This is a genomic window from Dongia sp. P2_B8 (assembly GCF_056404715.1).
In genome coordinates, this window is the sequence record NZ_JBFUDM010000006.1 from 44,040 (window position 1) to 69,888 (window position 25,849).

20 protein-coding genes and 1 tRNA gene are annotated in these 25,849 nt (G+C 61.9%); 7 read left to right on the forward strand and 14 right to left on the reverse strand.

From position 1 onward, the window contains the following. Window positions 1–5: 5 nt before the first annotated feature. The 3 genes from AC1DWZ_RS17045 to AC1DWZ_RS17055 are packed head-to-tail and all read right to left on the reverse strand — an operon-like array spanning window position 6 to window position 2,958. The gene (locus AC1DWZ_RS17045; RefSeq protein ID WP_477170127.1) at window positions 6–1,298 is read right to left on the reverse strand and encodes a hypothetical protein; all 1,293 of its coding nucleotides are present in this window, start codon (window positions 1,296–1,298) and stop codon (window positions 6–8) included. Window positions 1,299–1,318: 20 nt separating this feature from the next. Further along, window positions 1,319–2,026 carry an acylneuraminate cytidylyltransferase family protein gene (locus AC1DWZ_RS17050; protein WP_477170128.1) on the reverse strand — a complete coding sequence of 236 codons (708 nt, stop codon included), beginning with the start codon at window positions 2,024–2,026 and terminating at the stop codon, window positions 1,319–1,321. Between the two features lie 5 nt (window positions 2,027–2,031). Further along, on the reverse strand, window positions 2,032–2,958 hold the full coding sequence (locus tag AC1DWZ_RS17055) for a Gfo/Idh/MocA family oxidoreductase (RefSeq protein WP_477170129.1): 927 nt from the start codon (window positions 2,956–2,958) through the stop codon (window positions 2,032–2,034). A gap of 129 nt (window positions 2,959–3,087) precedes the next feature. On the opposite strand from AC1DWZ_RS17055, the gene AC1DWZ_RS17060 reads away from it, so the two are divergent. Next, window positions 3,088–4,074 carry an aldo/keto reductase gene (locus AC1DWZ_RS17060; RefSeq protein ID WP_477170130.1) on the forward strand — a complete coding sequence of 329 codons (987 nt, stop codon included), beginning with the start codon at window positions 3,088–3,090 and terminating at the stop codon, window positions 4,072–4,074. Between the two features lie 15 nt (window positions 4,075–4,089). Here the strand turns inward: AC1DWZ_RS17060 and iolB are convergent, their stop codons facing one another. The 4 genes from iolB to AC1DWZ_RS17080 all read right to left on the reverse strand — a co-directional run bounded on the left by iolB (window position 4,090) and on the right by AC1DWZ_RS17080 (window position 9,727). Further along, on the reverse strand, window positions 4,090–4,893 hold the full coding sequence (iolB, locus tag AC1DWZ_RS17065) for a 5-deoxy-glucuronate isomerase (RefSeq protein WP_477170131.1): 804 nt from the start codon (window positions 4,891–4,893) through the stop codon (window positions 4,090–4,092). Window positions 4,894–4,902: 9 nt separating this feature from the next. Continuing rightward, window positions 4,903–5,787, reverse strand: coding sequence for a myo-inosose-2 dehydratase (gene iolE, locus AC1DWZ_RS17070; RefSeq protein WP_477170132.1), 885 nt, complete (start codon window positions 5,785–5,787; stop codon window positions 4,903–4,905). A gap of 5 nt (window positions 5,788–5,792) precedes the next feature. Further along, a complete protein-coding gene (gene iolD, locus AC1DWZ_RS17075; protein ID WP_477170133.1) occupies window positions 5,793–7,649 on the reverse strand; it encodes a 3D-(3,5/4)-trihydroxycyclohexane-1,2-dione acylhydrolase (decyclizing) in 1,857 nt (618 codons plus the stop codon). A gap of 149 nt (window positions 7,650–7,798) precedes the next feature. Beyond that, on the reverse strand, window positions 7,799–9,727 hold the full coding sequence (locus AC1DWZ_RS17080; protein ID WP_477170134.1) for a bifunctional 5-dehydro-2-deoxygluconokinase/5-dehydro-2-deoxyphosphogluconate aldolase: 1,929 nt from the start codon (window positions 9,725–9,727) through the stop codon (window positions 7,799–7,801). 144 nt (window positions 9,728–9,871) lie between these two features. Between AC1DWZ_RS17080 and iolG the strand changes: the two genes are divergently transcribed. Continuing rightward, window positions 9,872–10,864 (forward strand): inositol 2-dehydrogenase, encoded by a 993-nt coding sequence (iolG, locus tag AC1DWZ_RS17085; protein ID WP_477170135.1) that lies wholly within the window; start codon window positions 9,872–9,874, stop codon window positions 10,862–10,864. A gap of 13 nt (window positions 10,865–10,877) precedes the next feature. Here iolG and AC1DWZ_RS17090 read toward each other — a convergent pair whose 3' ends face one another. After that, window positions 10,878–11,726: a MurR/RpiR family transcriptional regulator gene (locus AC1DWZ_RS17090; RefSeq protein WP_477170136.1), complete on the reverse strand. Its 849-nt coding sequence runs from the start codon at window positions 11,724–11,726 to the stop codon at window positions 10,878–10,880. Between the two features lie 308 nt (window positions 11,727–12,034). Here AC1DWZ_RS17090 and AC1DWZ_RS17095 point away from each other — a divergent pair, with 308 nt between their 5' ends. The 4 genes from AC1DWZ_RS17095 (at window position 12,035) to AC1DWZ_RS17110 (ending at window position 16,129) form a co-directional block, all read left to right on the forward strand. After that, window positions 12,035–12,985, forward strand: coding sequence for a sugar ABC transporter substrate-binding protein (locus AC1DWZ_RS17095; protein WP_477170137.1), 951 nt, complete (start codon window positions 12,035–12,037; stop codon window positions 12,983–12,985). 90 nt (window positions 12,986–13,075) lie between these two features. Further along, window positions 13,076–14,176, forward strand: coding sequence for an ABC transporter permease (locus AC1DWZ_RS17100; RefSeq protein WP_477170138.1), 1,101 nt, complete (start codon window positions 13,076–13,078; stop codon window positions 14,174–14,176). Between the two features lies 1 nt (window position 14,177). Next, window positions 14,178–14,966, forward strand: coding sequence for an ATP-binding cassette domain-containing protein (locus tag AC1DWZ_RS17105; protein WP_477170139.1), 789 nt, complete (start codon window positions 14,178–14,180; stop codon window positions 14,964–14,966). A gap of 20 nt (window positions 14,967–14,986) precedes the next feature. Further along, window positions 14,987–16,129: a Gfo/Idh/MocA family protein gene (locus AC1DWZ_RS17110; protein ID WP_477170140.1), complete on the forward strand. Its 1,143-nt coding sequence runs from the start codon at window positions 14,987–14,989 to the stop codon at window positions 16,127–16,129. A gap of 24 nt (window positions 16,130–16,153) precedes the next feature. On the opposite strand, the gene AC1DWZ_RS17115 is transcribed toward AC1DWZ_RS17110, so the two are convergent. From AC1DWZ_RS17115 to AC1DWZ_RS17130, 4 genes are all read right to left on the reverse strand, one after another. Further along, window positions 16,154–17,437 (reverse strand): NAD(P)/FAD-dependent oxidoreductase, encoded by a 1,284-nt coding sequence (locus AC1DWZ_RS17115; protein WP_477170141.1) that lies wholly within the window; start codon window positions 17,435–17,437, stop codon window positions 16,154–16,156. A 77-nt stretch (window positions 17,438–17,514) separates the two neighbouring features. Beyond that, complete coding sequence (gene rfbB, locus AC1DWZ_RS17120) at window positions 17,515–18,579, reverse strand: dTDP-glucose 4,6-dehydratase (RefSeq protein WP_477170142.1); 1,065 nt, start codon at window positions 18,577–18,579, stop codon at window positions 17,515–17,517. A gap of 40 nt (window positions 18,580–18,619) precedes the next feature. Next, on the reverse strand, window positions 18,620–19,534 hold the full coding sequence (gene rfbD / locus AC1DWZ_RS17125; RefSeq protein WP_477170143.1) for a dTDP-4-dehydrorhamnose reductase: 915 nt from the start codon (window positions 19,532–19,534) through the stop codon (window positions 18,620–18,622). A gap of 199 nt (window positions 19,535–19,733) precedes the next feature. Then, window positions 19,734–19,809: transfer RNA gene (locus AC1DWZ_RS17130), tRNA-Glu, on the reverse strand. Window positions 19,810–20,026: 217 nt separating this feature from the next. Between AC1DWZ_RS17130 and AC1DWZ_RS17135 the strand changes: the two genes are divergently transcribed. Then, entirely contained in the window at window positions 20,027–20,377 is a 351-nt protein-coding gene (locus tag AC1DWZ_RS17135; RefSeq protein WP_298681968.1) for a RidA family protein, read from the forward strand. An 87-nt stretch (window positions 20,378–20,464) separates the two neighbouring features. Here AC1DWZ_RS17135 and AC1DWZ_RS17140 read toward each other — a convergent pair whose 3' ends face one another. Both AC1DWZ_RS17140 and AC1DWZ_RS17145 read right to left on the reverse strand, forming a co-directional pair. Then, window positions 20,465–23,779, reverse strand: coding sequence for a beta strand repeat-containing protein (locus tag AC1DWZ_RS17140; protein ID WP_477170144.1), 3,315 nt, complete (start codon window positions 23,777–23,779; stop codon window positions 20,465–20,467). A 210-nt stretch (window positions 23,780–23,989) separates the two neighbouring features. Beyond that, complete coding sequence (locus tag AC1DWZ_RS17145) at window positions 23,990–25,813, reverse strand: ABC-F family ATP-binding cassette domain-containing protein (protein ID WP_477170145.1); 1,824 nt, start codon at window positions 25,811–25,813, stop codon at window positions 23,990–23,992. Window positions 25,814–25,849: the final 36 nt, after the last annotated feature.

The window sequence follows — 25,849 nt, forward strand, 5'->3', positions numbered from 1 at the left end:
GCTGTCTAACCTCGGTATCCGGCGTTTGTCTCGATAAGCGATCGCACGAATGTCTCGAACCTGGCTGATGCCGTGCGGTCCGCCTCGACCATGGAATGCCGGCTGAAGCGCGCCAGTCTTTCCTGTTGCGTGCCTTTGGGATTGAGCCGGCCGGCCACCGCATCTTCCAACAAGGCATCGAATTCGGCGATCGAGCGCGGAAAATAGCAGACCCGCGCATCGTCCGGCTTGTCCGGATGCAGCAAGCTGGCCGACGCGTCACGGTCGGCATCGCTCCAGAACGGGACCACGACGGCACACTCGGCCAGCAAGCCTTCAAGCACGGCCAGCGTATTGAAGCCGATAACAAGGCGCGATCGGGTGGCGAGTTCGGGAATGGGCACATCGGCTACGATCTCGATGCCCAGCGCCGCAAGGTTGGGCAGAATGGCGTGGATGTAATCGTCCTCGTTGCTCTTTTTCATCTTGATGACAAAGCGCAAGCGCTCTGACGCTGGCAGGGACAGCTGGCGTTCCGCGGCCTTGGCCAGCACCAGCAACACGTCACGGAAGTTCGCCGCGGCATATTGCAGCTGGCGCGGATCGCCATAGGCCATCAGCGTCACCAGCTTGCGCTCGGCCAGCGGCGGCATGGGGTAGTCGCGCCAGGCATCGTAGCGCGGCCAGCCGGTCGCCTGCACCACGGCGTCGCGCATCGCCGGCTGCCCCTTCATGAAACTGACGCAGGTCTCGGACGCCATCGCGCACCCGGCGCCATTGAAATAGAAATTGCCGCTCTGATAATTGTTGGCGACGAAGTCCCGCCCGCGGCCGATGCCGTAGCTTTCGCGCGAGAGGGCGATAAAGGGAATGCCGAGCTTCTTGCAACCGAGCCGCAAGGCTTCATCCTGCCAGTAATCGGTATTGGCGGCAGCGACGGCATCTATCTTGTGGACGGCGCCGGCGGCTTTCAGGAAGGCCACGGCGAACGTCTCTAGATCGTCCCGCAAGAATGCCAGATCATGGTTGATGTCATGCCACAGATGCGCCTGACGCCGCCAACGCGGGGGCACCCAGCGGGTCTGCGGAGTCTTGACCGCGACGACATGGAGGCAAGGCAAATTGAGATGGCTGCGCTTTTTGAGCTCGGCGATGTCCTTGGCGAACAAGGCCCGCTCCAGGCACAGGATCGTTGGACGACCGGCCTGGTAGTCACCCCAGGAGATGCGCCCGGCCAGCCTGCGCCCGGCCCGCGCAAACCCGCCCGTCGCCCGGTCGAAGAGCACGCGCGCATCGTAGGGCAGGTCCTGCATCGTCATGGAAAGCGATTTCCTGCTCATCAAACGGCCACGGGCACCAGGGTCGCGAGGGCGCGGGCCAAATCTAGATCGTCCGGCGTATCGATGTCGATGCCGGCCCGCCACTCCATCGGCCAGAAGATATGGCCTGGGCCATAGAAGGTCTGGGCCGCCTGCAAGGCCGCGACATCGGCAATCCAAATGGCGCCCGACGGACAGAAGACCGGCGCAAGATCCTGCGATCTCTTCGTCATGGCTTCGGGAAAGAGTGCGCGCGGCTTGCCGTCCGGACCGATCTCGATCGCCCACCAGGGCGTCGTCGGACCGTAATCCGTGCAACTGAGCTGGAACTTGCTGCCGCTCGCGGCAAAGCTCCTGACACTGCTGCGCACATGATCGGCGGTACGCAACGGGCAGGTGGGCAGCAGCTGCGTTACCGTTTTGGCCGGCCGGCCGCGCCAGGCCGCATATTGTCCGAGGGTCGCGATCGTCGCCAGGGAAACCGGCGAATGATCATCGCCGGCCGTCTGCCGCAGGAAGGGTGCGATGGCGCCGAATTTGGTGGCGACCTCGGCAATCTCCGGATCGTCGGTGCTGATCAGCACATGCTCGAAGCAGCCGCTCTTGACGGCTGCCTCGATGCTCCAGGCAATCAGCGGCTTGCCGTGGAAGTCGACGATGTTCTTCCGCGGGATGCGGCGCGACCCACCGCGGGCCGGGATGATGGCAACATGATCTGATATCGACATCTCGCTCACTTGCCGGCCGCCCTTCCCCGCTCGATGATTTCGGTGACCGCCAGCGTGCGCTTGAGGTTGAACCGGCGCTCCTTCGTTACGACGCCCTGGCAGAATTGGCGCAAGGCCGTGCGGAACGCCGTGAAGGAATCGGCGAAGGTCAGCGTCGCATGGCCGCTCTCGCCAAAGACCGTGAGCGCAATGGGTCCGGACAAATTGCCCAGCGCCACGAATTCCGCGCTGACACCATCCGCCCAGCTGGCATTCAACATGGTGCGGTCTTGGCAGCGCGTGGCCGCCATCTCGGCCGGCGCGGTTTCCACGCCCATGATCTGCAAGGCCGGCTCGATGACATGGACGGCATATGTCTCCCAATATTTCGGCGTGACGCCGATGATGTGACGCACGGTGCCGATCCGCGCCGCCTCCGCCGGCGAGAGCGCCATCTCGGCCGCCCATACCACCGCCGTGCCGGTGAAGATCTGCCCGGTATAGCGTTCCTCGGCCAGAATCCTGTCGGCGCCGGCCCGGCTCAGGGCCAACGGTTTGTCGATATAGACCGGCAGACCCGCCTGCAGGAAGGGGATGGCGAAGCCGGCATGATTCTCGGCATCGTCGCGCGCCAGCAGCAGCCCGTCGACTTCACCAATCATCTCGGCCGGCGCCGAGACCACATGGGGGATCAGGCTGGCAGCCGCAATGCGCTGGGACTCGGACCGGTCCTGCGTCCAGATATGCGTGACGATCGCCTCGTTCAGCCGATCTTCCGGAAAGCGCCGCTGCGCCAGATAAGCTGGGATGCCGGGATAGGGACAGTCCGCCATGAGGGCGGCATTGTAGCCGTTGCAGATCGCAGCCCACGAATAAGGATGCCCGTTCCCCGGGCTGCTGCCGATGATGCCCAGTCTGAGCGGTGACGTGAGGGAAGAAATCCGATCTGTCATCGTCACCGCGATCCGCGCGCTTTCGTGATGGGGCGCTGCCAGCAACCTATTGCTAACAGTGGCAAATTCCTGCCAAAATGAATTCTGATAATCCAGTCGGATCAGAGCCATTCAGATCAGAGTTTGTCAATGCGGATCGTTGCCCCGGCCGAAACATCGTCGACCCCTGCCGGTACACCGGCAAAATCCCGCGCCAGCACGCCGGCAAAATTCGTGCTGGGCACGGTCCAGCTGGGCCTTGCCTATGGCAAGCTGCGCAAATTCGCCTTCCCCTCAGCCTCGGAGGCGACCGCCATCTTGCACAAGGCCGCAGAGATCGGCGTCCATGATTTCGATACCGCACGCAATTACGGCGTTGCCGAGATACGCCTCGGCGATGCGCTGACCAGCGCGCCTGATCCCGCGCGCATCATCGTCACCAAGCTCGACCCCCTCTTCCATGTGCCTGCGGATGCGCCGGAATGGGCGGTGCGCGAGGCCGTGAAGGCCAGCGTCTACGCCTCCTGCCGCGCGCTCTGCACAAGGCATCTGCCGGTCCTGATGCTGCATATCGCCGACAACCGCTTTGCCTGGAACGGTGCTGCCTGGCGCTGCCTTCTTGAGATGCGCGAACAGGGCATCATCGGCAGGCTGGGGGCGTCACTGCAGAATCCCGAGGAGGCCTTGAAGCTGATCGGCGACCCGGATATCGAGCATCTGCAGGTGCCGACGAATATTCTGGACACGCGCTGGCAGCGCCTCGGCATTCCAGCCATGCTCGCCGACCGGCCCGACATCCTCATCCATGCCCGCAGCGTCTTTCTGCAAGGCGTCCTGCTGGGCGATGATCCCGCCAGCTGGCCGCCCAAGGCAGGCGAGCCCGCAAAGACGTTGATTGCGTGGCTGCAGCAGATGGCGCGCGAACTGGGGCAAGCCAGCGTCGCCCAATTGGCCGTCAACTATCTGCGCTCCCTGGGCTGGGTGCACGGTCTGGTGATCGGCGTCGAGAACGAAGATCAGATGATCAGCAATTTCCGCCTGTTCGAGACGCCGCTGCTAAGTGCAGAAGCCGTGGCGCGGATCGAAACCACGCGCCCGCCTGTCGAAGATTGGATGCTCGATCCCTCGAAATGGTGATGGACTGAAGAGCGTTCAGGCTTTCTTCAGCATCCATTCATGCTGCGGATCGTTCTTGAAGATCCAGCGGCGCTTCGGTCCCGCCATGACATTGAGATAATAGAGATCATAGCCGTGCGCAGCGCCGACCGGGTGATAGCCGCGCGGCACCATCACGCAATCGCCATCCTCCACCGCCATCGTCTCGTCGATGGTGCGGTCGTCAGTATAGACCCGCTGGAAGGCAAAGCCCTGCGGCGGGTTGAGCCGGTGGTAATAGGTTTCCTCAAGGAAAGTTTCCTCCGGCACCGCATCGCGGTCATGCTTGTGCGGCGGATAAGACGACCAATGGCCGCCGGGTGTTACCACCTCGACGACCAGCAGTGACTCCGCCGGCTCCGTATCGGGCAATATGTTGCGCACGAAGCGCGTATTCGTCCCCTGTCCGCGCTGTTCCTCGCCGACATCCGAGGGTGCAATCAGCCGCACGGGGAATTTTTGCGTGCCGGGCGCCGAGCAGATGGCGAATTCGAGATCGGTCTCCGCTGTCAATTCCATCTTGGTATCCGCCGGCGCATAGACCGACGCCGCATTGCCCTCGAACACGCTCTTGCGCGTGCCGATCTTCTCAAACAGCTGGTCCGGCGCCTTGACGGTTGCCGTGCCGGACAGGATGACGAGGCAGCTCTCGCGGTCCTTGAAATGCCATTTGGCCGTCTCGCCCGCTTTGCGGCGATAGGCGGCAAAGCCGACATGCTTCCATCCGGCACTCTCCGGCGTCACCGACAAGGTGCAGCCGGTCATGTCCGGGGCGTGGCGTTTGACCAACAGATTGGGCATGTATCTCTCCTAGGCGAGGCCGGCCGCAGCAGCAAAGCGCTTCAGATTGGCAGCCCCCATGGTGGCATATTTAAGCGGATTTGCCTTCTCCGGATCCTGTTCTGCTTCCACCACCAGCCAGCCCTGATAACCCGGCAGTTGCTTCAGCACGGCCGCAAAATCAACCCCGCCATCGCCAGGCACGGTGAAGCAGCCATCGACCACGGCACCGAGGAAGCTCTTATCCTTGGTGCGCACGTCGGCAAGCACATCGAGGCGCACATCCTTGCAATGCACATGGTGGATGCGTGCGGCATATTTCTTGGCGAGCGCCACCGGATCGGCCCCGGCAAAGGTTGCGTGCCCCGTATCCAGCAGCAGATCAACCTCCGGCCCCGTCGCCGCCATGAAGGCGTGAATATCGTCGGCGCTCTGCACGATCGTCCCCATATGATGGTGATAGACGAGGCGCAACCCCTCCGCCTTGACGCCCTTGGCCACCTCGGTCATGCGCCGGCCGAACTCCGCCCATTGCCCCGCGGCAAGAATCGGCCGTTGCGACACTGGCTTGTCGAGATCGCCATGAATGGCGTTCGATGTCTCGGCAATAATCAGCACGTTTGACCCCATCGCCTTCAGGAGATCGAGATGGGCACGGATATGCTTCAATTCTTCTTTGGCATCACGCAGCAGCAGCTCGCAGGAATACCAGCCGGACACCAAGTCGAGGCCGGAGGGCGCCAGCACTTGCTTGAGGAGCGCGGCCTCGCGTGGGAATTTGTGGCCAAGCTCGATACCTTCGAAACCGGCCTGGCGGGCCTCCTTGAGGCAGGTTTCCAGCGGCGTGGCGCCGCCCAGCGTGCGCAGATCGTCATTCGACCAGGCGATAGGATTGGTGCCGAAACGGACGGCCATGGTGATCAGTCTCCGATGATTTGGCGTTTTGTCGCTTTGACGTAATTCTGTCGTGCCGCCCGCACCTTGGGGCGGGCGGAAACTTCCGGCACCGGCACATCCCACCAGGCACCGCCGGCCTGCGTCGTGATGAGCGGGTCGGTCTCGATGACGATAACGGCGGTACGATCCGCCTTGCGCGCACGCCCCATCGCGGCTTCCAAGTCGGCGGTGGTGGCGACGGTCTCGCTCGCGGCCCCCAGGCTCGCCGCATGTTGCGCGAAGTCGATCGCCGGCAATGTCTCGTGCCGCGTATCGCACAGCAGATTGTTGAAACTTTCACCACCCGTCGCCCGCTGCAGCCGGTTGATGCAGCCATAGCCGCGATTGTCGAGCACGACGATGATGAGCTTCTGCCCCAGCATGATTGAGGTGGCGATCTCAGAGTTCATCATGAGATAGGAGCCATCGCCGACCATGACAATGACCTCGCGCGCCGGCTGCGCCATCTTCACGCCAACGGCACCGGCGATCTCGTACCCCATGCAGGAAAAGCCATATTCCAGATGATATCCGCCGGCCGCACCTGACTGCCACAGCTTGTGCAACTCACCCGGCAGGCCACCCGAAGCGCCGACCACGATGTCGCTGGGTCGCCCCGCGCGCTGGACAGCGCCGATCACTTGGCCATCGCTCGGTTTCAATTTCTTATTTGTGGGCGCGGCAACAGCTTCGGCATGTTCCGCAAGCCAGACCTTGTGCAAGGACCGCGCCCGTTTTTGCCATACGCCAGGCGTTGCCCAATCGCTTAAGCCCCGATCGAGGGCGGCAAGTCCCGCCTTGGCATCGGCCACCAGCGACAGCGCGCCATGCTTCGCTGCATCGAAGGGCTGCGTGTTGAGCCCGATGATGATGCGACCCTTCTGCTTGAAGAGCGCCCGCGATCCCGTTGTGAAATCCTGCAACCTGGTACCGACCGCCAAGATCACATCTGCGTCGGCTGCCAGTGCATTCGCGGCACTCGACCCGGTGACGCCGATGGCCCCCATGTTCATCCGGTGATCGATACCGATGGCCGACTTGCCAGCCTGGGTCTCTGCGAGCGGAATGCCGTGACGATCGGCAAATTTGGCAAGGACGCTTTCCGCTTCTGAATAAAGGACACCGCCGCCCACCACCAGCAGCGGTTTCTTGGCACCCATCAAGGCTGCCAGTGCCGCCGCGAGCTCGTCGCGATCCGGCTCCGGCCGCCGCGTCTGCCACAGCTTGGGGGCAAAGAACGTCTCGGGATAGTCATAGGCTTCCGCCTGCACATCCTGGCAGAGTGCCAGTGTGACAGGCCCGCATTCCGCCGGGTCGGTTAGCACCGACATGGCGCGGGGGAGGGCTGACAGAATCTGCTCCGGCCGCGTGATGCGGTCGAAATAGCGCGAGACGGGGCGGAAACAATCATTGGCTGACACGGTCCCGTCGCCCCAATCCTCGACCTGCTGCAGGACCGGATCTGGACGGCGGTTGGCAAAGACGTCGCCGGGCAGGAACAGGACCGGCAGCCGGTTGACATGGGCAAGGGCCGCCGCGGTCACCATATTGGTGGCACCCGGCCCGATCGACGTCGTGCAGGCCATCACCTGGCGCCGCCGGGCCGCCTTGGCGAAGGCGATGGCCGCATGCGCCATCCCCTGTTCGTTATGGGCCCGGTATGTCGGCAGATGGCCGCGCTGCTGATAGAGCGCCTCGCCGAAGCCCGACACATTGCCATGGCCGAAGATGGCCCAGATGCCGGCAAAGAGCGGCACCTCTTTCCCGGCACGCAGAGTGCGCTGCGCAGCCAGATAGCGCGCCAGCGCTTGCGCCATCGTCAGGCGGATGGTCTTTGTCATCGTTTCCTGCCCAGTCCTTGTCGGTGCCTCTTGCTGAGGCACCTTGCTTTATTGTCTCACACGACGCCCAATCTCGATTGTGCGCCATCTCTCTCACTTGTCATCCTCCGCGAAGGCGGAGGATCCACGAGTTTCTCACCACCCCCCCCTCACGCCGCGCGTGAATGCTGCGCCAGCGCACGGCCCCAGGCCTGGATCAGCCGCGCAAAACGGTCGGCCATATCGGTGATGGCCGCCGTATCGTCGATCCTGCCGGCAAGCCAGGCTTCTGCGGCATCGGCGAAGATCGTCCGGCCAACGGCGAAACCTTTGACGATGGGCTCACTGGCTGCAAGGGCAAAACCTTCATTGAGCGCCTCTTCGCTCGCCTCCAGTCCCAGCAGCACGACACCCCGGCAGTGTGGATCACGCCGGCGAATCACCTCGCCGATATTGTGCCAGGCGGTCTTGGTCGCGTGCGGCTCCAGCTTCCACCAATCCGGCCGCAGGCCAAGATCATAAAGGCGGGAAATGATACCGGCGACCGTGTCGTCGCCAAGGACACCGTTCTTGCCGGCGATGATCTCGACCAGCAATTCCCGCCCCGCGGTGGTGGCAGCATCCTGGAGGATCAGCAGCCGCTCTTCCTGTTCGGCGCGGAGTTCGGCCGAATCGTCCGGATGATAGAAGCACAGGCATTTGATGGTGTGGCTCAACGGCCATTCGGCGAAATGACTGCCGAGATCATGGGTCTCGAACCGCAAGGGGCGCGAGCCCGGCTTTTCCACCGGCCGTCCCAGCCAGAATCCGTGATCGGCAGCGCGGAACAAAGCCTCGCGGCCGTAACTGCCGTCGATCAGCATGCCGAAACCCGGCCGGCCAGCCGCGACCTTGGCTGCGGCCTGCACGGCCAGCACCTTAAAATCGGAAATCCGGTGGCGGGGTGCGCCGACCCGGTCGGCAATCACCTCGAACTGGGCACGATGGTCGATGGCAAAGGCCATCAGGCTCGGCCATTCGCTTCGCCGCGTGGTCGCCCAATGCAGATGATTGAGCTTGGGATCATGGCGCAAGGACCGATAGGTGCTGCCGTTTTCCAGGAAGAATTGCAACTCCGGCCAGGTCGGTATTTCCGGCGAACAGAGCAGGCGCGACACGGTGAGCGCGCCGCTGGCATTGGCCCAGGTGGCGCTGGTGGCATGCGGCTCGTCGCGCAGCCAACCGCGCAGGAAACCGGACATGAAGGCGTCGCCCGCCCCCAGCACGTTATAGACCTCGATCGGGAAACCGGCACCGACGATCCCGTCTTCGACCTTCTCTGGAATGGCGCCAGGGAAGACGACGCAGCCCATCGGTCCGCGCTTCAAGACGATCGTGCCCGCGCTCAGCGTGCGAATGCGCCGCAGGGCAGCCAGTTCATCCTCGCAACCGCTGGCGATGCGGATTTCCTCCAGCGTGCCGACGATGAGATCGCACAGCGGCAAGATCTTCTGCAAACGCTCGGTCACCGCCGCCGACGACACATAGCGCGATTCACCGGCGCCGTGCCCGGCCAGGCCCCAGAGATTCGGCCGGTAATCGATATCGAACACCACCTTGCCGCCGTTGGCACGGGCAAGCTCGATGGCCTTGTTCTGCGCCGCGGCGGTATTCTCGCGCGAGAAATGCGTGCCCGTCACCACGATGGCCCGCGCCCGCTTGATCAGCGCCGGGTCGATGTCGGCTGGCTCCAACGCCATGTCGGCGCAATTCTCACGGTAGAAGATGAGCGGGAAACTGTCGCTGTCACGGACGCCCAATATGACCAGAGCCGTGAGGCGGGCCGGATCGGTCTTGATTCCGGCGACCTCGACTCCCTCCCGCGCCGATTGTTCGCGGATGAAGCGTCCCATATGCTCATCGCCCACCCGGGTGATGAGGGCGGATTTGAGACCAAGCCTCGCGGTCCCGATGGCGATGTTGGTGGGGCAGCCGCCGACGGATTTGGCCAGTGTCGCCATGTCCTCGAGCCGGCCGCCGATCTGCTGGCCGTAAAGATCCACCGAGGAACGGCCGATGGTGATGACGTCGAGATCTTTCGTCTTATGATCCGTTGTCATCCATGCCCTCCAAATGCCAGCCCTGTACGGGCTGGAACGCGCATTTTTTGCGCCTCAGCCTTACTTGCGATAATGAAACACCTGTTCTATGTTGTGTCAATAACGGAATGTTTATTCCCTTTCTCGAATTGAGGAGACTTGCGAATGATTAGCGTTGGCGTGCTTGGTGCCGGGCGAATCGGACAGATTCATGCCCGCAATGTAGCGGCGCATCCCAAGGCCCGGCTGGTGGCAGTGACCGACGTCAGTGCCGACGCTGCCAACGGATTGGCCGCTGCAACCGGCGCCAAGGTTTTCGACAGCAACGAGGCTGTCATCGCCGACAATTCGGTGGGCGCCGTCCTCATCTGCACGCCGACCGACACCCATGCCGATCTCATCGAACTGGCGATCAAGGCGGGCAAGGCCGTGTTCTGCGAAAAACCGGTCGACCTGTCGGCTGCCCGGGTGCGGCAATGTCTCGATGTCGTGACTGCCGCCGGCGGCAAACTGATGATCGGCTTCAATCGCCGCTTCGATCCCAATTTCAATGCCCTCAAGCAGCGCCTACTGGAAGGTGAGATCGGGGCACCCGAGATCGTCAGCATCATCTCCAAGGATCCCTCGCCGCCGCCGGTTTCCTATATCGCCCGCTCGGGCGGCATCTTCCGCGACATGATGATCCACGACCTCGACCTCGCCCGCTATCTGCTGGGCGAGGAGCCGGTCGAGGTCTCGGCGATGGCGGCTGCCCTGGTCGATCCGGCAATTGGTGTCGCGGGCGATTTCGACAGTGCCGTGGTCAATCTCAAGACCGCAAGCGGCAAGCTGTGCCAGATCTCCAATTCGCGTCGCGCCACCTTCGGCTATGACCAGCGCATCGAGGTGCACGGTGCCTTGGGGATGCTGCGCGCCCATAACGTGCCGCTCACTACCGTGGAAAAGGCCGGCGCCCATGGCTTCACCACGGAACCGGCTCTGCCCTTCTTCCTGGAACGCTATGCCGCCGCCTACCGGGCGGAGATCGACACGTTCATCCAGGGCGTCCTGACGGGGGCCATGCTGCAGCCGACCGGCCTTGATGGGCTGAAGGCGCTGGAGCTTGCCGATGCTGCAACAGAGTCAGCAAAATCAGGCAAAACTGTGCGTCTCGCCTGAGGTATCGGCTGGCCTAGCTGGCGTCGCGGCGCTCACCCACCGCGACCGCCAGCGTCATGGCAAGGCAGGTCGTGGCGGACATCGCGCGGAAGGCTGCGTAATCCGTCTCGACGATCTCGAACAGCACCTTGGACAAGGGCGCCAAGGGACTGAATGGTGAATCGGTCATGGCGATCACCGGCACCTGCCGCTCCTGCAGCGTGGCGGCGAGGCCGATCGTCACCGGCGTATAGGGCGTGAAGCTGATGGCGATCGCCGCATCTCGCGGCCCGGCAAAGGCCGCCTCCTCGTTCCCGAGGCTCGCGATGTTGGTGATGAGGCCCGTGCGGATGTGCAGCTTCGAGAAGGCATAGGCGAGGTAAGAGGCGATCGGATAGGCGCGGCGCTGCCCGATGAGATAGATCGTCTCGGCCTTGGCCAGCAGATCCGCCGCCTGGTCGATCAGCGTCGGATCCATGGTCTTGTGGAGGCGCTGCAGCGAGGCCGCGGCGGCGCCGACGAACCCGTCCAGCAAGGCGCCCGACCCGCTCCTTGGATCATGGCTTTGCCGCAATGCAGCAAGGCGCTCCTGATAATTCGGCCAGCGATCCTTGAGGCGCGAGCGGAACACGTCCTGCAGATCTGAAAAACCGGCATAGCCCAGCGTCTTGGCAAACCGCACCAGGGTCGATGGCTGGACCGCCGCCTTGGCCGCGATCTCCGTCGTGGTGCCAAAGGCGATTTCATCGGGATGCGTCAGGGCGTATTCCGCCACCTGCACCAGGCGCTTTGGCATGCTCTCGCGCCGGGCCAGCGTCAGCGTGCGCAGTGCCTCAAAATCCTGCGGCAAATGCGCCGCGGCTCCCGTCGCCGATTCCGCCATCCCAACCCCGCCAGTTCACGACCCGAAGAAATGCCTGGGCACCATAGAGCGTGAAATCAGTATTGACATAGTCTGCAAAAAATGGAACATCCATTCCATAAGAAAAGAAAAATAAACTAAACATTCCTGATCGGGCGACAGCCAGGCGGGATGTGACTTGGGAGGATATTCCGGATGGGCGCGCCTGCCACGTCGCTGTGGCCCTGTCGCGCCGACCCACCCTCCCGCCACAGTTTCAAACTTGCAGCGCATCGCTTCTGCGCTGTGTCGGCACATCAAAAGAAGCATCTCGCGGGAGGAAACGCACAATGAAGACCCTTCTTAAATCAACCCTGGTTGCCGTCGCCGCTCTGTTTGCGGTCGGTGTCGCGGCCGGGCCGGCTGCGGCCGAGGGCGAACGTTTCGTGTTCGTCAGCCATGCACCGGATTCGGATTCCTGGTGGAACACCATCAAGACGGCGCTGAAGAACGCCGAGAGCGACATGAAGGTTAAGGTCGAGTACCGCAACCCGCCCTCTGGCGATCTTGCCGACATGGCGCGCATCATCCAGCAGGCCGCTGCCTCGAACCCCAACGGCATCATCACCACGATCGCCGATTTCGACGTGCTGCAAGGACCGATCAAGGACGCCATCGCCAAGGGCATCCCGGTGATCACGGTCAATTCGGGCACCATCAAGCAAAGCGAAGAACTGGGCGCCCTGCTCCATGTCGGCCAGCCAGAATATGATGCCGGCTTCGGTGCCGGCAAGCGCGCCAAGGCCGCCGGTGTCAAATCCTTCCTGTGCGTCAACCACTACATCACCAACCCGGCCTCGGTCGAACGCTGCCAGGGTTATGCTGATGCCCTGGGTGTGCCGCTCGGCGACCAGATGCTGGATTCCGGCATGGACCCGACCGACGTCTATAACAAGGTGAAGGCCTATCTCACCAAACACCCCGATACCAACGGCATCCTGGCTCTGGGGCCGAACTCGGCGGAACCCACCATCAAGTTGCTGAAGGATGGCGGCAGCGCCAGCAAATACAACTTCATCACCTTCGATCTGTCGCCCGACATCGCCCAGGCGATCAAGGACGGGATGATCGAATCCGCCATCGACCAGCAGCCCTATCTGCAGGGCTACCTGCCGGTGGTGTTCCTCACTCTCTATAGCCGCTATGGCATCATGCCCGGCAACAGCGTCAATTCCGGCCCCGGCTTTGTCACCAAGGACAATGTCGCCACGGTCGAGAAGCTCGCCGGCGAATATCGCTAATCATCTCAACCTGTCCAACTGGGTCCGGGAGCAACGCTCCCGGACCTCACTTCTTTTGATTAAGACGAGTTAGCCATGACGGAGTTGTCCATGAACGCTGAAGCAAAGGCCGACGAGAGGGTCGGGCGGGAATCGCGCCTGCGCCATTTGCTGTCGAAGCCGGAATTCGGCGCGCTGGCCGGCACCGTGCTGGTGTTCCTGTTCTTCGGCCTGACCGCGCAAGGCTCCGGCATGTTTGCAGCCGACGGTATCCTGAACTGGACCACCGTCTCGGCGCAGCTGATGATCCTGGCGGTAGGTGCCGCCCTCCTGATGATTTCCGGCGAGTTCGACCTGTCCCTTGGCTCCATGATCGGCTTTGCCGGCATGATGATCGCCATTCCCACCATCTATTTCGGCGTACCCATCTGGCTGTCCGTGGTCCTCGCCTTCGCCGGGGCCTTTGGTATCGGGTTCCTCAATGGCCTCATCGTGGTCCGGACCGGCCTGCCATCCTTCATCGTGACGCTGGCGTCCCTGTTCATCCTGCGCGGCCTTACCATCGCGCTCTCCATTCTGTTCGCCAACCGCACCATCGTCGGCGGCGTGCGCGAAGCGGCCGAAGGTACCTTTGTCGGTTGGCTGTTTGGCGCCAAGGTCGGCAACGGTTTCTTTGTCTTCCTGGCGGATCACGACATCATCAGCAAGCTGCCCAATGGCGCGCCCTCAGTGCCCGGCATTCCCATGGTCGTGGTCTGGGCATTGGTCATCGCCATCCTGGCCGGCATCATCCTGTCGCGCACCCACTACGGCAATTGGATCTTTGCCAGTGGCGGTGATGCGAAGGCCGCGCGCAATGTCGGCGTGCCCGTGAATGCCGTGAAGATCTCGATGTTCATGCTGACCGCCTTCTGCGCCACCGTCTATGCCGCCTGCCAGGTGTTCGAGTTCGGCTCGGCCGCCGCCGACCGTGGCCTTCTCAAAGAGTTCGAGGCAATCATCGCGGCCGTCATCGGCGGGTGCCTGCTGACTGGCGGATACGGGTCGGTGATCGGGGCGTGTCTCGGCGCCCTCATCTTCGGCGTGGTCCAGATCGGCATCCTGTTCACCGGCATCAACAACGATTGGTTCCGTGTCTTCCTCGGCGTCATGCTGCTGATTGCCGTGCTGTTCAACAATTTCGTCCGCCGCCGCGTTACAGGGGAGCGCTGACATGTCCCAAACAACCGCCCCCCTCATCGAAGTCCGCGACCTGATCAAAACCTTCGGCCCGGTCATTGCGCTCAACGGCGTCTCGCTCTCGGTCAATGCCGGTGAAGTGCTGTGCCTGCTGGGCGATAACGGCGCCGGCAAGTCGACCTTGATCAAGACATTGTCCGGTGTCCACAAACCCAGCCAGGGCGATTTCCTGGTCGATGGCGAGAAAGTCAATTTCGACAGTCCGCGCGATGCCTTGAATGCCGGCATCGCCACGGTCTATCAGGATCTCGCCATGATCCCCCTGATGTCGATCACGCGCAATTTCTTCATGGGCCGCGAGCCTTTGAAGCGCGTCGGCCCGATGAAATTCATGGATATGGGTTTTGCCGACAAGGTGGCGCGCGAGGAAATGGTGCGCATCGGCATCGATATCCGCAACCCACAGCAGGCGGTGGGGACGCTGTCCGGCGGCGAGCGGCAATGCGTCGCGATCGCGCGCGCCGTCTATTTCGGCGCCAAGGTGCTGATCCTCGACGAACCTACCTCGGCACTGGGTGTCCGGCAGACCTCCATGGTCCTGAAATACATCTTCCAGGTCCGCCAGAAGGGCCTCGGCGTCATCTTCATCACCCACAATGTGCGCCACGCCCATGCCGTCGGCGACCGTTTCACGGTCCTCAACCGCGGCAAGACGCTGGGCACCTATGCCAAGAGCGAGATCGAACTCGACGATCTCCAAAACCTCATGGCCGGCGGGCGCGAACTGCAGGATTTGTCGGCGGCACTCGGCGGCACCGTATAAGTTTTCTTTCGGGAACCTTCATGAACACCATCGGTATCGGTCTTATCGGCACAGGCTTCATGGGCAAGTGCCATGCCTTGGCCTGGCATGCGGTCAAGGGCACCTTCGGCGATGTGCCGCAGCCGACGCTCGAAATCCTCTGCGATCTCGATCCCGAGATGGCCAGGCAACGCGCTGCGCAGTTCGGCTTTGCCCGTGCAACAGCCCATTGGCGGGACGTGATCGCAGACCCGAAGGTCGATGTGGTCTCAATCACCTCGCCTAATTCGGATCATCGTGAGATGGCGCTGGCGGCGCTCGCCGCCGGCAAGCATGTCTGGTGCGAAAAGCCGATGGCACTGACCCTGGCCGACGCCGAGGCGATGGCAGCGGCGGCGGCATCAGCCAAAGGCCGTACGCTGCTTGGCTATAACTATGCGCAAAATCCCGCGATCGGCCATGCCAAGCGCCTCATCGAGGGTGGCGAGATCGGCCGCGTGCTGCATTTCCGCGGCAAGGTCGACGAGGATTACATGGCCGACGGCGACCTGCCCTGGTCCTGGCGCTGCCGGCTGGAAACCGCTGGCCTGGGTGTCCTTGGCGACATCATGTGCCATCTCGTTTCGATCGCCCTCCATCTCGTCGGCCCGATCGAGTCCGTCTCTGCCGATATCGACACGGCTTATAGAACCCGTCCGGTGCCGAACGAGCCCGGCAAGGTGGGCGATGTCGAGAATGAGGATATCGCCCAGGCCCTGGTGCGCTTCAAATCGGGCTTCACCGGGGTTCTGTCCGCAAGCCGCGTTGCCTGGGGCCGCAAGAACCATCTCGCCTGGGAAGTGCATGGCAGCCGCGGCAATCTCATCTGCGACCAGGAACGGATGAACGAGCTGCAGCTGTTCACCGCTGACGGGGTTGAGGCCACGCGCGGCTTCCGCACCATCCTCACCGGCCCGCTGCATCAACCCTATGATCGCTTTTGCCCGGCACCGGGACACGGTCTCGGCTTCAACGATCTGAAGGTGATGGAAGCGGCGCATTTCCTGCGCGTGATCACCGCCCAGGGTGAGCCGGGGGGCGAAACGCCGCTCATCGATTTTGCCCGCGGGCTCTATATCGAGCGTGTCATCCATGGCATCGCGGCGTCGGCGGCCAGCAGGAATTGGGTCAAGATCGCAGGTTAAAAATCTGGCTGACCATACCTGCGATCATCGCTTCCGTTCGCGCCAGGCATCCATGGCCTGATAGGCCCAATAGGTCAGCTGCACGGCAGCACGGCCGAACGGGCCGCCATTCCAATCGAGCCCGAAGGGGGCGAAGAGCCGGTAGCGATCGCTCTCGCCGGTGATGGCCTGAGCGATCACCCGGCCACCGATCGCGGTCGTGTTCATGCCGTGGCCGCCAAAGCCCGTGCAGTACCACAGCCCCTCTGCCTGCCGGCCGATCTGTGGCATCAGATGGCGGGCATAGGACATGAGGCCCGACCAGGCCGCATCGATTTTAACATCGTTCAGCTGCGGATAAGTGCCAACCATCTGCCGCCGCAGCACAGACGCGAGGTCCAGCGGATCCTGGGTGCGCGTCGTGATACGGCCACCCCATAGCAACCGGCCACCCTCGACAATCCGGTAATAATCGCCAGCGCGGCGATCGTCGGCGATCGCAGCTTTCGTGCGAATGCTTTGCGGCAACAGATCGCCCAAAGGTTCCGTCAACAGCACATAGGTCGCGATGGGCAGATAGCTGCGCACCAATTGGGATGCCACGCCATCGGTATAGCCACCGCCGGCAAAGACCACATGCTGCGCGGCGATCTTGCCGGCGGCGGTGGTCACGACATGTCCGGCGCTTTGACGGGCTACGGCAATCGCCGCGGTATCTTCGAAAATCTCGCCGCCCAGGCGCTGGACCTCCGCCGCCACGGCACGGGCATAGTTCAATGGATGGAAATGGAAGCCGTCGGGTTCATAGAGACCTTGGTAATAGACTTCGGAGGCCAGCATTTCGCGTACCTGCGCCCGGTCGCGGAACTCAAGCTTCTCGCCAAAGCGCGCATTCATCTCGGCCTGGTGCTTTTTCAGCTCGTCGGCGCCGTCATGGCGCAGGACGCGCAGGATGCCCGGCGTCACGTCGGCACCGGAAATGCCAAGGGCCGCGATATTCTCGCGCACCATCTCGACACCCTCCATCGAGAGGCGATAGAGACTGTCGGCATCTGCCGGGCTGCAGCGACGCTGGATGTTTTCAAGGCCCGTCGAATAGCCGGCGACGACGAAGCCGCCATTGCGCCCGGAGGCACCCCAGGCAATTCGGTGCCGTTCAACAAGTGCAACCTTGCGGCCACGCCGCGCCAGTTCCAGCGCCGTGGTGAGGCCGGCGAGACCGCCGCCGATGATGCAAACATCAACGGCCACGTCGCGCGACAAGGCCGGATAGGGCGTATCGTTGCTGACGGTGCGCCGGTAATAAGTATCGATATAGGAAGTGGTCATGATCTCTCGTGCCAGAATTTCTGTCAGGATGCCGTAACACCCAGGCTATATCAGGGCGTCGTCACGCCACGGCTATATCAGGGCGTCGTCACGCCCAGGCGATGGGCACGATAGCCGCCCGTGAGGATGTCGCGCCACCAGGTTTCGTGCTCCAGATACCATTCAACGGTGCGCGCCAGTCCCGCGTCGAAATCGACCTCGCCGCGCCAGCCGAGCTCGCGCTCCGCCTTGGCGGGATCGATCGCATAACGGAAATCATGGCCCGGCCGGTCGGTGACATAGGCGATACGGTCGGCGTAATGGCCCGACGTCAGCGGGCGCAACCGGTCGAGCTCCCGGCAGATCGCCTTGACCACATCGATGTTGCGCCGCTCATTATGGCCGCCGATATTGTATTTCTCTCCCACGCGCCCTTTTTCGGCAACAGCCATCAGCGCGCTGACATGGTCCTCGACAAACAGCCAGTCACGGATGTTTTCACCCTTGCCATAGACCGGCAGGCTCTCACCGGAAAGTGCCCGGATGATGCAATGGGGAATGAGTTTTTCGGGAAACTGATAGGGGCCATAATTGTTCGAGCAATTGCTGATCAAAACCGGCAGGCCATAGGTCTTGTACCAGGCCAGGGCCAGATGGTCGGAAGCTGCCTTGCTGGCCGAGTAAGGTGAATTCGGCCGATAGGCTGTTTCCTCGGTAAAGAAACCCTCCGCCTTCAGCGAACCATAGACCTCGTCCGTCGACACATGGACGAAGCGGAAATTGTCCGCAGCAGCACCCGTGAGTCCGCGCCAGAAGCCAAGCGCCGCGGAGAGCAGGCGCTGCGTGCCGATCACATTCGTCTGCAGAAAGACTTCCGGCCCGTCGATGGATCGGTCGACATGGGATTCCGCGGCAAGATGGAAGACAATCTCCGGCTGGAACGCCGCGAACAGCTGCCGCAGGGCATCAGCGTCGCAGATATCTGTTTCCGACAGTCGGTAATTGCCGGCAGTACTCACACTCTCGAGTGAATTGAGATTGGCGGCGTAGGTGAGCTTGTCGACATTGAGGACATGATGGCCGGCAGGACCGGCCAAATGACGGCACAGCGCCGAGCCGATGAAACCCGCCCCGCCGGTGACCAGAATGCGTTTCTTGTTCATGCTGATATTCTTTGCCCCATGGTCTTCCAGCGGTCCCCAATCACATCATCAGGGCGGGGAGAATCTCCCGCAAGGCCTGATCCCACGGTCGTGGCTGCGTCGCAAAGCGCCTTTCGTAAAGCGCCGTATCCAGCACCGAATAAGCCGGCCGCCGCGCCGGCAAATTGAGATCGCCGGCAGAAATGGGCGTCAGGGTGATGGCGCTCCGGTCATGGGCATTGACGGCATCGATCACGATCCGGGCGACGTCGTGCCAGCTGGCGATACCGCTATTGGCAAAGTTGACGACGCCACTGCCGTCCGGATGCCGCGCAAGGGCGCGCGCCGCGACCTGCAGCACCACCTGCGCCAGATCGCCGGCAAAGGTCGGGCGGCCGATCTGGTCATTGACCACCTTCACGGCCTGGTTCTTGCGCCCCGCCGCGATGATCTTCTGCGGAAAGCTGGCACCGGCCAGGCCAAAGACCCAGGACGTCCGGACGATCGCTGCCGCCGGCATGATGGTCATGACCCCTTCATCCGCCGCGGCCTTCGACCGGCCATAGGCATTGATCGGTAAGAGCGGGTCGGATTCGAGATAGGGTGCGCCCTTGCCGCCGTCGAAAACATAGTCGCTCGACACATGGATGAAGGGGATCCGGCTCTCCTGGCAATAGGCCGCCAGCAGCATGGGCAACGCCGTGTTGAGTGCCGCCGCCGCATATGGCTGCTGCTCAGCGAGATCGACCGCGGAGAAGGCCGCCGCATTGATCACGATGTCGGGGCGATGGTGGGCAAGGGTTTCCCGCAACGCCTGCGGATCCTGCGATGGCAGGTCAGCACGGCCCAGGAATGTCAAGCTGAGACCGGTCATGGCCGCCTCAGCTGGCGGCACGGCGGCAGCCAGGGCCTGCGCCCCCAGCAGAGCCTGTGCCAATTGTCCCGACTTGCCGATGATGATGACCCGCGCGGTCATTGATCGCTCTTCACGCCTGCCGATGATGCCCCCGCATCACATAGCATCTTTCAGGGCTGCCACGGAACGCCGATCCGACCGGCCCGACATTGGCACGCCGGCACATAACACGCCGGCATATGACACGCCGGGGGATCGCCGCGACAGATATATAGTGGGGCAACTGCGGCAGCCTGCGCGCAATGCGCCTGGCAAAGCTTGGCGTCCCCAACGGGAGTCGAACCCGTGTCTTCACCGTGAAAGGGTGGTGTCCTAGGCCTCTAGACGATGGGGACGTATGGAGGCGGTTGCGGGGGCCTTTTAGCCGCTGAAGGCCGGGAATGCAACAGGGGGAATGGCCCGCCCCGCACATTAGGGCCACATTATCTGCTGCCCCCTTTGCGCCAAACCGCCCTATCTGCATAATGCGCCGCCCGGGCCAGCCGGCTGGGCGTCGGAAATCCGGCTTACGGCCCATCATTTTCCATCTTTTTCAATATATTAGAGGTCAACATGTCACTGAAGCGTCTGGGCGATCCGTCGGTCATCTCTGATGCCGTCATCCACAACAATATCGTCTATCTGGCCGGCCAGGTGGCGGAAGACCCGGTGTCGGCCTCGGTTTACGAGCAGACCAAGAATATCCTGGGCCAGATCGATGCCCTGCTGAAGGAAGCCGGCACCGACAAGACCAAGATCATCAAGACCAACATCTGGCTCTCGGACATTTCGACCTTCCAGGACATGAACAAGGCCTGGAAGGAATGGGTCGTGAAGGGCGAAGCCCCGGCCCGCGCCACCGTCGAAGCCAAGCTCGCCGACCCGAAATGGAAGGTCGAGATCATGATGACCGCCGCGATCTAAGCTGCGGTTCGCCGTTTGCAGCAACGCCCGCACCTTCACCGGTGCGGGCGTTTTGTTTTTGGACGAGAGAGTCGGGCCCAAGGCCCATCAGACGGCTGTGATCAAATGGCTCGGGTCGGCGAGATCATCCAGACTGTTGATGGTCCCCGTGCCGACACCGGCGAGGGTCAGTTGATCGCCATCGTTGAAGGTGATGACCACATCCTTCCCGAGCCCATGATCGACCGTGCTTTTCACCGTCGCCAGCAGATCGGCAAGATCGGTGTCGCCGTCGCCGTCACTGTCGAACAGATCGAGGAAGTCCAAGAAATCGGTCGTGCGATCGAAATCCTTGATAACGTCGCGCCCCTGAAGACCGCCGGTCAGGGCAAAGATGTCGGAACCGGTGCCGCCGGTCATCGTGTCATTGCCGAGCCCGCCGAACAGGAAATCGTCGCCAGCACCACCGATCAGAATATCGTTGCCGCTTTCACCGACCAGCTGATCGATACCGCCACCGCCATCCAGGGTATTGTTGAGATTGTTGCCGAGGATGGTGTTGGCAAGATCGTTGCCGGTGCCCTTCAGCGCTGACCCCTGCAACAGCACGTCCTCGACATTGAGGAGATCCTTCAGCGAGAAATCGACCGTCGTCACCACGCGGTCCACGCCGTCGTTGAAAGCCTCCACGATCACATCGCCTTTATTGTCGACAAAATAGGTGTCGCTACCGTCATTGCCCGTCATCTTGTCGGCGCCACTCCCGCCATTGAGAATGTCGTCGCCAAAGCCGCCTGCCAGGCTGTCGTTGCCCGCATTGCCGTTCAATGTGTCGTTGCCATCCTTGCCGTCGATGATGTTGGCGGCGGCGTTGCCGGTGAGTACGTTTTCTTCATTCGTGCCCGTCAGCAGCTTCGCCGTCGCACCGGTCAGCGTGGCATTCTCGACATGCAGATAGTTGACATTGTTGAGGTCGATGTCGATCGAGCTTGTCAATGAATCGATGCCCTGATCGGCACCCTCGATGATGGCATCCAGCTTGCTGTCGATGACATAGAAATCGCCCGCAAACCCGCCGACCATGAGATCGGCGCCGGTGCCCCCATCGAGAATATCGTTCTGGTCGCCGCCGATCAGCACGTCGTTGCCGGTGCCGCCACTGATCCTGTAGGAGGTGCCGCCTTGACCCCTGATGGAATTGTCGGCCGCATTGCCGACAAGTTCAACAATACCGCTGGCAGTCGTCGTAAACTCGAGATCCTCGACATTTGCCGCCAGCGTGTACTTGCCGGTGAAGCCGGCGATGGTCGCGACGATCTTGTCATGGTTTCCCTGGTTGACAAGTTCCGTCACGATATCCTTGGCATCGTCGACGACGTAGAGATCGACACCCTTGCCACCCGACATGTGATCGGCGCCTGCCAATCCGTTCAGCCGGTTGTCGAGATCATTGCCGATGATGATATTGGCGAGCTCGTTGCCGAGGCCGACGACAGCCTTGTCGCCGGTCAGCGTCAGATTCTCGATATTGCTGCTCAGCGTGAAGTTGGCTGACGACTTGACCAGATCGATACCGCGCGCGGCGCCCTCGATAACGAAGTCATCCTGATCATCGACAAGATAGATATCGTTGCCGAACCCGCCCAACATCGTATCGGCACCGGCGCCGCCATCGATGATATTGGCCTTGTCATTGCCATAGATGAGATTGGCACTGGCATTGCCCGTTGCCTTGACGGCGCTGCCGGTGATTTCCAGATTCTCAATTCCGCTATAGTCCAGCAGCGAGACATCGAACGAGGCAATGATATCGTCGATATCGCCGGGGTTCTTGCTGATTTCCTCGACGATGTCGCCCTTATTGTCGAGCACATAGGTATCGCTGCCCGACCCGCCGATCAGTTTGTCGATTCCGCCCTTGCCATCGAGATAATCATCGCCATTCCCGCCCGACAGCACGTTTTTGCCGCTATTGCCGATGAACCCGTTATCCAGATCGTCGCCAAACAGATCGAAATTCCGGCTGCCGGTCAGCGTGATATTCTCCACCTCGGTCTTGAACAGATCGATGAGAATGCCCGTGACGATCTTGTTGAACATATTCAGGTCCAGGACGACCGTGTCACTGCCGCCGCCACCGGTTTCCTTGATGACGTCCTGGAGGCTGTTGACGAAATAGGTGTCGTTGCCAGCGCCACCCTCCATCACATCATTGCCCAAGCCACCGTCGATGATGTTGTTGCCCTCGTCGCCGGTAATGTCGTTATCCGCCGCATTGCCGGTGGCGTTGTGATTGCCGCCGCCGAACAAAGTGAGATTTTCCAGATTGGCGCCGAGCTTGTAGTCGATACCCTGGGCCAGCACCGTATCCTCGGTGCCTTCAAGCAATCCGGCCTTCTCGGTGACGATATCCAGCTTGTCGTCGACAAAATAGGCATCGTTCCCCTTGCCGCCGATCAGCGTGTCGGCACCGCCTTTGCCATCGAGGAAATTATCGGAATCGCTGCCGGTAATGACGTTCTTGCCTGCATTGCCGTTGCCGAACGCAGCCCCGTCCTTCAGCACCAGGTTTTCGACATTGTCGGCAAGTGTATAGGCGAGCGTGCTTGAGATGACGGTATCTATGCCGCCCTTACTATCCTCAATCACCGTGTCAGCCGTCTTGTCGACGAAGTAGGTGTCATTGCCGAGGCCACCCTTCATCGTATCGACGCCCTCGGCGCCATCGATGATATTGGCGGCGTTGTTGCCTTCGATGAAATTGTTGGCGCTGTTACCGGTCGCCTTGATGGCGCTCCCGGTGATGGTCAGATTCTCGATGCCGACGAAATTCGCCAGCGACACCTCGAAGCTGGCAACAATCTTGTCACCGCTATCCGTATTCGTCCCTTCGTCGACAGTGTCGAACTTGTCGATGATGTAGGTATCGTTGCCGGCGCCGCCACGCAAAATGTCCGCGCCGGCGCCACCGTCGATGATATCGTCGCCGCCAAGACCTTCGATGAAGTTTTTCCCGGCATTGCCGGTAAGTTTATTGGCGACACTCGAACCGACGATCTCGGCGGCCCGCGTACCCGTTAGAACCAAATTTTCGAGGTTGAGTGATTCGGACAGTGTGAAGCCGAAGCTCTCGACCGCATTTGCATTGATGATGACGGTGTCGTTGCCGCCGTTGAAGGCTTCGACGATTACGTCGTCGGCATCGTCGAGGAAATAGGTGTCGTCGCCATCGCCGCCGGTCATGCCGTCGGCGCCGAGGCCGCCGTTCAGGATGTCATTACCCTGGCCGCCGAACAGGCCGTCGATGCCGGCGCCGCCATTCAGCTTGTCGTCGCCGCCATTGCCGAAAATCGTGTCATCGAGACCCGTGCCGGTGAGAGTGTCGTTGCCGGCGCCACCGTTAAGGAATTTACCGAAGGGCATTTCATCTATCTCCTGGACGTTGCTTGAGGTCGAAACAAAAGATCGATGTGATCTGCATGTTTCTTCTGAAGAGGAGATAGCCGGCACTGGATCCGGGGGCTGTGAACGGCTTCACAGATCAGGAAAGGTCGCGGAAAAACCCCGGCAGGAGCGCGCCTTCGGTGCGCGGGTACCTGGTTAAAATATTAAAATACCTAAGAAATATTCGCTCTAGGCGCTCAATTCGCTGCGCCGTTCCTCTAGCTCCAGCCAGCGCAGTTCCGCCGTTTCCAGATCGGCCTGCTTCTGGGCCAGCAGGGCACTGGCCTTTTCAAACTTGGCCGGGTCGCGGGCATAGAGATTGGGATCGGCCAAGGCTGCCTCGATGGTCTTCACCTCGGCTTCCAAGGTCGTCATGCGGTCGGCCACTTGGTCGAGCGCCCGCTGGTCCTTCGACGACCAGCGCGGCGTCTCCGCCGTCACCGCTACCCGAGGTGCCGCCGCTTTTGCTACCGGTTTCGCCTGCACCGCATGGCGCTCGGCATCCTTGCGCTGGTCGAGATAGTCGGAATAGCCGCCGGGATATTCCTCGACCACGCCATCGCCTTCGACAGCGACGATCGAGGTGGCGAGCCGGTCGAGGAAATCGCGGTCATGGCTCACCACGATCACGGTCCCGTCGAAATCACCCAGCACATCCTGCAGCAGATCCAGCGTATCCATGTCGAGATCGTTGGTCGGCTCATCGAGGATGATGAGATTGGCGGGCTGGGCGAACAGTTTGGCGAGCAGCAACCGTGCTCGCTCGCCGCCCGACAAGGCGCGTACCGGCATGGTCGCCTGCTTCTCGTCGAACAGGAAGTCGCGCAGGTAAGCCACCACATGGCGCGAGCGGCCTTGCGCCACGATGGAATCGCCGCCCCCTGACGCCAGCGTTTGCCACAAGGTCTTGTCGAGATCGAAGCTTTCCCGCCGCTGGTCGAGATAAAGCGGCGTCACATTGGTGCCGAGCTTCAACTTGCCGCCATCGGGGGCGAGGTTGCCGGTGAGTATCTTGATGAGCGTCGTCTTGCCGGCACCATTTGGGCCGATAACGCCGATACGGTCGCCGCGCTGAATGCGCGTCGAGAAGCTGTTGACGATGGGCCGCACCGTACCGTCCGGCCGCGTGAAGGTCTTCGAGATCTTCTCGGCCTCGATCACCACCTGGCCGCCCTGCACCGCCTCGCCCAGTTCCAGCTTGGCGCGGCCAATGGCACGCAAGGCCTCGGCACGCTCCTTGCGCAAGGCCATCAGTCCACGGCGGCGGCCTTCATTGCGCGATCGCCGTGCGGTGACGCCGCGCGCCATCCAATATTCTTCCTGCTCGATCTTCTTTTCCAGCCGCCGCGATTCTGCCGCCTCTTGTGCTGCGATATTGCCGGACCATTCCTCGAAACCGGCGAAATTGCCGTCCATCTCGAACATGCGGCCGCGGTCCAGCCACAGCACGCGCTTGGAAAGAGCATTCAAGAATGTTCGGTCATGGCTGATCATCAGGATGCCGCCGGGAAAGGCCGCCAGCTCCTGTTCCAGCCATTCGATCGTGGGAAGATCGAGATGGTTGGTGGGCTCGTCCAGCAACAGGATTTCCGGCTCTGCCACCAAGGCGCGCGCCATGGCAGCCCTTCGCCCCTCGCCACCCGACAGGGTCGCAATATCGCGCGCCGGGTCGAGGTCGAGATGATCCAGCACCCGGGCGATGCGGTAATCGTCTTCATCCGCCCCGGGCAGGGCCGCAGTCACGAATTTCGCGACGCTGCCACCGGCCGAGAGCTCCGGGCTTTGTGACAAATAGCCGATGCGCGTCCCCGGCTGCAGGAAGCGGGTACCGCCATCGAGGTCGATCGTCCCCGCCAAGGCCTTGAGAATGGTCGATTTACCCGACCCATTGGCGCCAACCAGCGCCACCCGCTCGCCTTTTCCCAGGGTGAGCGTGATGCCGGAAAAGAGCGGCTTGCCGCCAAAAGTGATGGCGGCGTCACGCAAGGCGATAAGGGGCGGTGCGGGGGGCATTTCTGGCCAATTCAAAAGGTCACGACAATAGAGGGC

Bases quoted from the DNA above. Each gene is read 5' to 3' on its own strand.
- rfbB (WP_477170142.1), bottom strand. From the start codon at position 18,579: ATGAACAAGAAACGCATTCTGGTCACCGGCGGGGCGGGTTTCATCGGC.
- iolB (WP_477170131.1), bottom strand. From the start codon at position 4,893: ATGCCCAATCTGTTGGTCAAACGCCACGCCCCGGACATGACCGGCTGC.
- AC1DWZ_RS17055 (WP_477170129.1), bottom strand. From the start codon at position 2,958: ATGACAGATCGGATTTCTTCCCTCACGTCACCGCTCAGACTGGGCATC.
- rfbD (WP_477170143.1), bottom strand. From the start codon at position 19,534: ATGACCGCGCGGGTCATCATCATCGGCAAGTCGGGACAATTGGCACAG.
- AC1DWZ_RS17115 (WP_477170141.1), bottom strand. From the start codon at position 17,437: ATGACCACTTCCTATATCGATACTTATTACCGGCGCACCGTCAGCAAC.
- AC1DWZ_RS17100 (WP_477170138.1), top strand. From the start codon at position 13,076: ATGAACGCTGAAGCAAAGGCCGACGAGAGGGTCGGGCGGGAATCGCGC.
- AC1DWZ_RS17135 (WP_298681968.1), top strand. From the start codon at position 20,027: ATGTCACTGAAGCGTCTGGGCGATCCGTCGGTCATCTCTGATGCCGTC.
- AC1DWZ_RS17060 (WP_477170130.1), top strand. From the start codon at position 3,088: ATGCGGATCGTTGCCCCGGCCGAAACATCGTCGACCCCTGCCGGTACA.
- AC1DWZ_RS17045 (WP_477170127.1), bottom strand. From the start codon at position 1,298: ATGACGATGCAGGACCTGCCCTACGATGCGCGCGTGCTCTTCGACCGG.
- iolG (WP_477170135.1), top strand. From the start codon at position 9,872: ATGATTAGCGTTGGCGTGCTTGGTGCCGGGCGAATCGGACAGATTCAT.
- AC1DWZ_RS17140 (WP_477170144.1), bottom strand. From the start codon at position 23,779: ATGCCCTTCGGTAAATTCCTTAACGGTGGCGCCGGCAACGACACTCTC.
- iolD (WP_477170133.1), bottom strand. From the start codon at position 7,649: ATGACAAAGACCATCCGCCTGACGATGGCGCAAGCGCTGGCGCGCTAT.
- AC1DWZ_RS17095 (WP_477170137.1), top strand. From the start codon at position 12,035: ATGAAGACCCTTCTTAAATCAACCCTGGTTGCCGTCGCCGCTCTGTTT.
- AC1DWZ_RS17050 (WP_477170128.1), bottom strand. From the start codon at position 2,026: ATGTCGATATCAGATCATGTTGCCATCATCCCGGCCCGCGGTGGGTCG.
- AC1DWZ_RS17090 (WP_477170136.1), bottom strand. From the start codon at position 11,726: ATGGCGGAATCGGCGACGGGAGCCGCGGCGCATTTGCCGCAGGATTTT.
- AC1DWZ_RS17145 (WP_477170145.1), bottom strand. From the start codon at position 25,813: ATGCCCCCCGCACCGCCCCTTATCGCCTTGCGTGACGCCGCCATCACT.
- AC1DWZ_RS17110 (WP_477170140.1), top strand. From the start codon at position 14,987: ATGAACACCATCGGTATCGGTCTTATCGGCACAGGCTTCATGGGCAAG.
- AC1DWZ_RS17080 (WP_477170134.1), bottom strand. From the start codon at position 9,727: ATGACAACGGATCATAAGACGAAAGATCTCGACGTCATCACCATCGGC.
- AC1DWZ_RS17105 (WP_477170139.1), top strand. From the start codon at position 14,178: ATGTCCCAAACAACCGCCCCCCTCATCGAAGTCCGCGACCTGATCAAA.
- iolE (WP_477170132.1), bottom strand. From the start codon at position 5,787: ATGGCCGTCCGTTTCGGCACCAATCCTATCGCCTGGTCGAATGACGAT.